This window comes from Bradyrhizobium sp. (assembly GCF_030693485.1).
In the GTDB taxonomy this organism is placed as follows: Bacteria; Pseudomonadota; Alphaproteobacteria; order Rhizobiales; family Xanthobacteraceae; genus Bradyrhizobium.
Window position 1 is genome coordinate 1 of the sequence record NZ_JAUYAN010000310.1, and the last position, 5,954, is coordinate 5,954.

Below are 5,954 nucleotides of genomic sequence, written 5' to 3' on the forward strand. Positions count from 1 at the left end.
GCATTTGCGCTTGTCGGCATCAGGTTTCTGTCCGGACGGACAACACTGCCCGCCGGCCGTCGCCTGCGCCGCAAGGCAGCACGAGCCGTTCGGCAGTTTCACATAGCCGGTGAAGCAGGCGTCCGGCTGCTTGATCGGCGCTGCGTCCGTGACGCATTTCCCGCCAACAAGGAATTGCCCCTGCGGACAGCTGCAGACCGCGGCCGCGCCGGATATAGCGCTCGGCGGCAGACAACACTCGCCGGTCAGCGGGTTGCTGGTCGTTCCCGGCGGGCAACTCGTCTGCTGCTGACCACAGCTGCCATTCGGTTGCGGCGTCGTGCCGGCCGGGCAGCACTGGCCGGTCACAGACAACTGACCGGGCGGCGGACAGGGGGTCAGTTTCCCGGTGTGCTTGCAACTGCCGTCGGGCTGCGGCGTGGTGCCGGCCGGGCAGCAGATGCCTTTCGATGACAGCTGCTCGGGCGGACATGGCTTCTTCAGCGGCAAGCAACTGCCATCGGGCTGCGGCTTGGTCCCCGGCTCGCAGCAAATTCCTTTCGACGACAACTGGCCGGGCGGGCAGAATGGCAGCTTTGGCTTGTCGCATTTGCCGTCGGGACCGGGCAGCGTGCCGTCAGGGCAGCACTGGTTCGCCGCGAACGCCCATTGGCCGCTCGGACATAAACTCTGGCAGCTGCCGTCGAGGCCGATCTGCTTCAAGTCGTTGCTGTTCTGGTTGCAGTCGATCAAGGCAAGCGTCGGCGTGCAGCCGATGGCGCTGTTCGGGTCGGGCTCAAATCCGGACGGGCAGACCGGCCACTTGTAAGTTGGACAATGCCAACCGCTCGGGTCCTTGACCGGCTTCGAACCATCCAGACACGTCCATGTCGACGGATCGGGACCCATCGGTTTGTTCGGGTCAAAGCCTGCCAGGCAAGCCTCGATGTGGGCCGGATCAATCGATCCATCCGGACAAGGTGACTGGCACTGGCCATTCGCTCCGAGGAACGTCAGAATCGGGCAGCACTGGAATCCGGCCTGCTGTGTGGTGCCGGGCGGACAGGCGCACTGGTTGCCTGATCCCGGCGGGCAATCGAGCATCGGCGGTTTCTTGCCATGCAGGCGATACCAGAAGAATCCCGGCGCCAGTTCGACGCGCGGCCGGTACCAGCCCGGCAGGCTGAAGCCGGTCTGACCGCAGACGCGCAGAATAGCGATGTCGCCGATACGACCGCGCGCGCCGGGATCCCCGAACTGATCGTCGTAATCGACAAAGTAGCTTTGCAGCGGCGGCGTGTTGGCCGGCACCACCGCGGTAATTTCATTGCCCTGCAGGCCGTTGACCTCCGCCGGGCCGCCCTGGGCGAGCAGCGCGGCGAGCGCCGGATCAATCGCATTGCGCAATTGTTCGCCGGTCGACCACAGGAATTGGCCGCAGGCGGCGCGGTCGATGCGACCCTGTTCGTCGTAACTGAAACCGACGGCAACGCCGCCGTTGCCGTTGCGCATCTGCCGCGCGAAACCGATCGCATATTCATCCGATTGCGGCTGCCATTGCGGCCCGGCCGTGCCTGATGGCACCGGCAGATAGCGCAGCACGCGGCCGGTCGCTTCCGCGGTGAGTGCCACGAAGTCAGCAGCGCCGCTCGGCGCGGCGCGCTCGGCGAGTAGCATGCGGCCCTGGTCGTCGAAGGTAATTCTCGTGATTTCGCTCGGCCCCGGTCCGGGCGCGACGCTGAGTTCGAGGCGCGGATCGGTGCCGAACTCCGGCGCTGAAGCCACCGACCAGATCTGCAGATCCCTGGCGACGGCATAATAGAGTCGCCCGTTGCGAATGCCGAGACCGAAGATCAATCGCGGCGCGGCGGCATAACCCCATGTGCCGGGATCGCCGGTCCGGAATTTAGGATTGGAAATGTCGAGACGGCCGGCGGGATCATAGGGAACAGGCTGCAGACCCGCCGCACCGCGCCCCTGGACACCGTGATCGTAACGGCCGCGTTCCTTTCCGGCGGAATCAAAAGCGTGGATCATTCCGGTCGCGCGGTCGGCGACGAACAAGGTGCTCGAAGCGGCATCGAATGCGAGACCGCCGAGCGCGGGACCAGGATTGGAAGCGCCGTCGAGCGCCACATTGGCGAACAGGCTGACCGCGCCGGTTGTCCCGTCAATCCGCCAGATCGAGCCGGGACCACCGCCGAGATGTGACGGTCCAAATAGTCCTGCCATGAAGGCAGCGTTCGGCGCGCCTTGTTTGACGCGAACGGGTTGGCCGGCGCCAGCGGGGACGACGATCGGCAACCCATAGACCGAGGTCGCTGCGACAAACACGTTCGGCTGCGTAGCGTTATCGAGGGCAACGCCGAACACCTGGCCGACCTGACCGGCGGTCGCGGTGTAGGGCTTCGGCGCCATCAGCAATTGCGCTTGCGGCGGCGCGCCCGGGGCCTGCAGATCGAGAACGCGCGCGGCTGCCCCTTGCAGATCGATGAAAGTCTTGTCGGCGGGATCGACACCCGGCGCGATCGTGACCGGCGGTTGCGCGCCGGAGAAGCCGGTCACGACCGCATTGCCGTTGGCGACGATGCCGGCTGGCGGCGATGCCTGCGCAAAAGCTGCACCGTGATAATCGCCAAAACACAGCACCGCGAAGACAGCCGCGATAGCCGCAGAAGCCAGGTGGCTTTTGATCGGGTGATTGCTTTGCCGCACTGCCGAGGAGATCGCATTCGCGCGCATGGACAAATCCTCCGTGAGGCAACTGGGAGTTTAGTCTGATCCTGATGCGGGAAAATTGAATTGATCAGGATCAACCAGCGCAACAATACAAATTGCGTCAAAAGCGCGACGTTTTGATGTTCGATGACGGCCGGCAGCGGGCATACAAGTTCGCGCAGCATCCGCAGAGCGCTCAAAGCGGCTCGCCAATCGTCCTCGCCGGAAAAATCTGGCGCCGCCACATTCCGGTCGGAAACGATCTGAGGGCGAGGCAAACGGACGTTGCTGGTTGACTGGCATCGAGACGAAGGCGCTCGCCCGATAACCTCCGATCGCAGCACGATCCTGTGAAAGCGCCGGCTTTCGCTTGCCTCTTCAGATGATGAGACTGACGGCAGTTCTCGGGCTTAACCAGGCGCGTTCCGGTGAGAATCCGTTCAGCGCGTCGCGGCCGCAACTGCCCGCAGCGGCATCGCCGCAGAACCGGTGCGCGGCGCACGGACCGCGTTCGGGCGGTAAAGCCCGCGCCGGTCCGGATAGGGCTTGAAGGCGTCGGATAGTCCGACCACGGATTCGGCCGCCCCCAGCGCCAGCACGCCATCGGGTTCGAGGATTTTCGACAGCCGTTCGAAGATGCCGACCTTGGTGTCCTGGTCGAAATAGATCAGGACGTTGCGGCAGAAGATCAGGTCGAACGTACCGAGATGGGAAAAATCCTGCAACAGATTGAGCTGGCGGTGCTGCACCATGCCGCGGATATCGGCACTGAGCTGCCACAACTCGCCGGTCTGCTTGAAATATTTGACCAGCAGCTGGATCGGCAGGCCGCGCTGCACCTCGAACTGGCTGTAGATTCCCGCCTTGGACTTCTCCAGCACGTCCTGCGACAGGTCGGTGGCGACGATCTCCACGCGCCATCCCGCCAGAGCCGCGAATTCCTTCACGCACATCGCGATCGAATACGGCTCCTGCCCGGTCGAGGACGCCGCGCACCAGATGCGCAGGGCGCGGCGGCTGGCGCGCGCCTGCACCAGCGCCGGGAAGACCGCCTCCTTCAGATGATCGAACGGAATCTTGTCGCGGAAAAAGAACGTCTCGTTGGTGGTCATCGCCTCGACCACCTCGGATGTCAGCGGTTCGGTCCCGACCTTCAGCTTCTGCACCAGTTCGCCGATGTCGGACAGACCGATCCGTCGCGCCAGCGGGATCAACCGGCTTTCGACCAGATATTGCTTGTCGGAGGACAAATCGAGGCCGGATCGCTCTTTCAGGATCTTGCGCAGGAACTCATAATCCTGGGGCGTCACGAACGATCTCCCGAAAACAACCGAACCAGTTTCGGCGCGATCTGAACGAGCGGCAGGATGGCCGAGCAAATGCCCGCATTGGCGGCGGCGCCGGGCATGCCCCACACCACGCTGGTGGCTTCGTCCTGGGCGATCACGCTGCCACCGGCCGCGACAATCTCCTTGCCGCCGCGCATCCCGTCCGAACCCATGCCGGTGAGCACGACGGCCAGAATACCGCCCTGCCAGATATCGATCGCGGAGGAGAAGAGCGGATCGACGGCGGGCTTGCAGAAATTGACCGGCGGTCCGTCATCGAGGGCGATCGCGACATCGGTGCCGCGGCGCACGACCCGCATGTGACGGCCGCCCGGGGCGAGATAGATCGTGCCGGCCTTGACGATTTCTCCATCGACGGCCTCGTGGGCCGGCCGGTGGCTCGAGCGAGCCAGATGCTCCGCCAGAATTGTCGTGAAGGTAGGTGGCATGTGCTGGGTGATCAGCACCGGAAAGCGGTCGATCACCGCGCCAATCTCGGCGACCAGCGTCATCAGCGCCTGCGGGCCGCCGGTCGATGAACCGATCAGGAGCGCGCGCGGCGTCTGGCTGCTGAACGGCCGGCGCGTCAGCGGCAGCGGCGCCACCACGGCCTGCGGCGGCCGGGGCAACGGCTCACGCGATCGCTCCGGCGCGGGTGCCAGTGGCGGACTTGTCGGGGGATGGCCTGTCGCGGGCGAAGCTGGAGCAGTGCGGCGCACCTTGGCGCCGAGCGAGCGGATTTTCTGGATCAGGTCATGGTGGAAGATTTCGGCGGCGGCAGCTTCGCGGGTGCTTTCCGGCTTCGGAATGTAGTCCGCTGCGCCCAGCGACAGCGCCTTGAAGCTGATCTCCGCGTTGCGGCGGGTCAGGGTCGAAGCCATGATGATGATCAGGTTGCGCTTCTTCGCCAGCAACTGGGGCAGCGCGGAAATGCCGTCGAGCTCCGGCATTTCGATATCGAGCACGGCAACGTCGGGATTGACGCGCTCGACCTGGTTGACGGCGTCAAGGCCGGTGCGCAGCGATGCCGCGACCACCATGTCCGGCTCGGCGGCGATCCAGCGCGAGATCAATCCCCTGATCACGACGGAATCGTCGACCACCATCACCCGCAGCGGTTCCTGGTGTGCCGAATTCGAAGTAGAGGAACTTGCCAACGCAATACTCATTCATCACCAGGTACGCCGAACGCGGCACTATAGAAACACCAACGCCGAGGGCCGTTCGGCCGCCGGATCGATACACGCAAATCAGATCAGGCCGACTTCCTGGAACTTGGCCGTCACGATGTCCTTGTCGAACGGCTTCATGATGTATTCGTTGGCGCCGGCGTGAAGCGCGCGCGCGATATGCGCGACGTCGTTTTCGGTGGTGCAGAACACCACTTTGGGCGCGTCGCCGCCCGGCATGCGGCGCAGATTGCCGAGGAACTCGTAGCCGTCCATAATCGGCATGTTCCAGTCGAGCAGGATGGCGTCGGGCAGGCCGCGCTTGCAGACCTCAAGCGCCTTCTCACCGTCTTCGGCTTCGATGATCTGGAAGTCCAGGCCTTCCAGAATACGCCTTGCGACTTTTCGGATGACGCTGGAGTCATCGACAACGAGACATGTTCGCATGTTGGCCTCTGTTTCTTCCCAATCCCCGAAGGGACGTTTGCAATGCCGCGTTAGATTTGCCGGTCTTTATGCCGCCAGCAGGTCGGGCACGATTTCGAGCACGCGATCGACGTCGAGGACGACCATGAGCTGGCCGTCGAGGCGGTGCACGCCGCCGGCGAGCTTGGCCATACGGGGGTCGAGGTTGACGGGATTTTCCTCGCGGCCGTCGTCGGCGAGCTTGAGCACCTCGCCGATCTGGTCGATCAGCAGGCCATAGGATTCGCCGCGCAGGTCGACGCCGATCGCCATCGGCGGCTTGCCGTCCTCGTTT

The 5,954-nt window shown here is 64.3% G+C and carries 5 protein-coding genes; all 5 read right to left on the reverse strand.

Annotated elements, in window-relative coordinates; all coding sequences use genetic code 11:
- Positions 1-2,721, reverse strand: a 2,721-nt coding sequence (locus Q8N40_RS22725) for a hypothetical protein (protein WP_305713397.1), incomplete at its 3' end; no start/stop codon positions are given.
- Between the two features lie 416 nt (positions 2,722-3,137).
- Entirely contained in the window at positions 3,138-4,007 is an 870-nt protein-coding gene (locus Q8N40_RS22730; protein ID WP_305713398.1) for a protein-glutamate O-methyltransferase CheR, read from the reverse strand.
- Positions 4,004-5,194 (reverse strand): chemotaxis response regulator protein-glutamate methylesterase, encoded by a 1,191-nt coding sequence (locus Q8N40_RS22735; protein ID WP_305713399.1) that lies wholly within the window; start codon positions 5,192-5,194, stop codon positions 4,004-4,006. Before Q8N40_RS22735 ends, Q8N40_RS22730 begins: the two co-directional genes overlap by 4 nt.
- 81 nt (positions 5,195-5,275) lie before the next feature.
- Positions 5,276-5,641, reverse strand: coding sequence for a PleD family two-component system response regulator (locus Q8N40_RS22740; protein ID WP_215605172.1), 366 nt, complete (start codon positions 5,639-5,641; stop codon positions 5,276-5,278).
- Positions 5,642-5,707: 66 nt separating this feature from the next.
- Positions 5,708-5,954: chemotaxis protein CheW (locus Q8N40_RS22745; RefSeq protein WP_305713400.1), on the reverse strand; the 247-nt coding region annotated here is incomplete at its 5' end.

Excerpts from the sequence above, each read along its gene's own strand:
- Q8N40_RS22735 (WP_305713399.1), bottom strand. The coding sequence starts at position 5,194 with ATGAGTATTGCGTTGGCAAGTTCCTCTACTTCGAATTCGGCACACCAG.
- Q8N40_RS22740 (WP_215605172.1), bottom strand. The coding sequence starts at position 5,641 with ATGCGAACATGTCTCGTTGTCGATGACTCCAGCGTCATCCGAAAAGTC.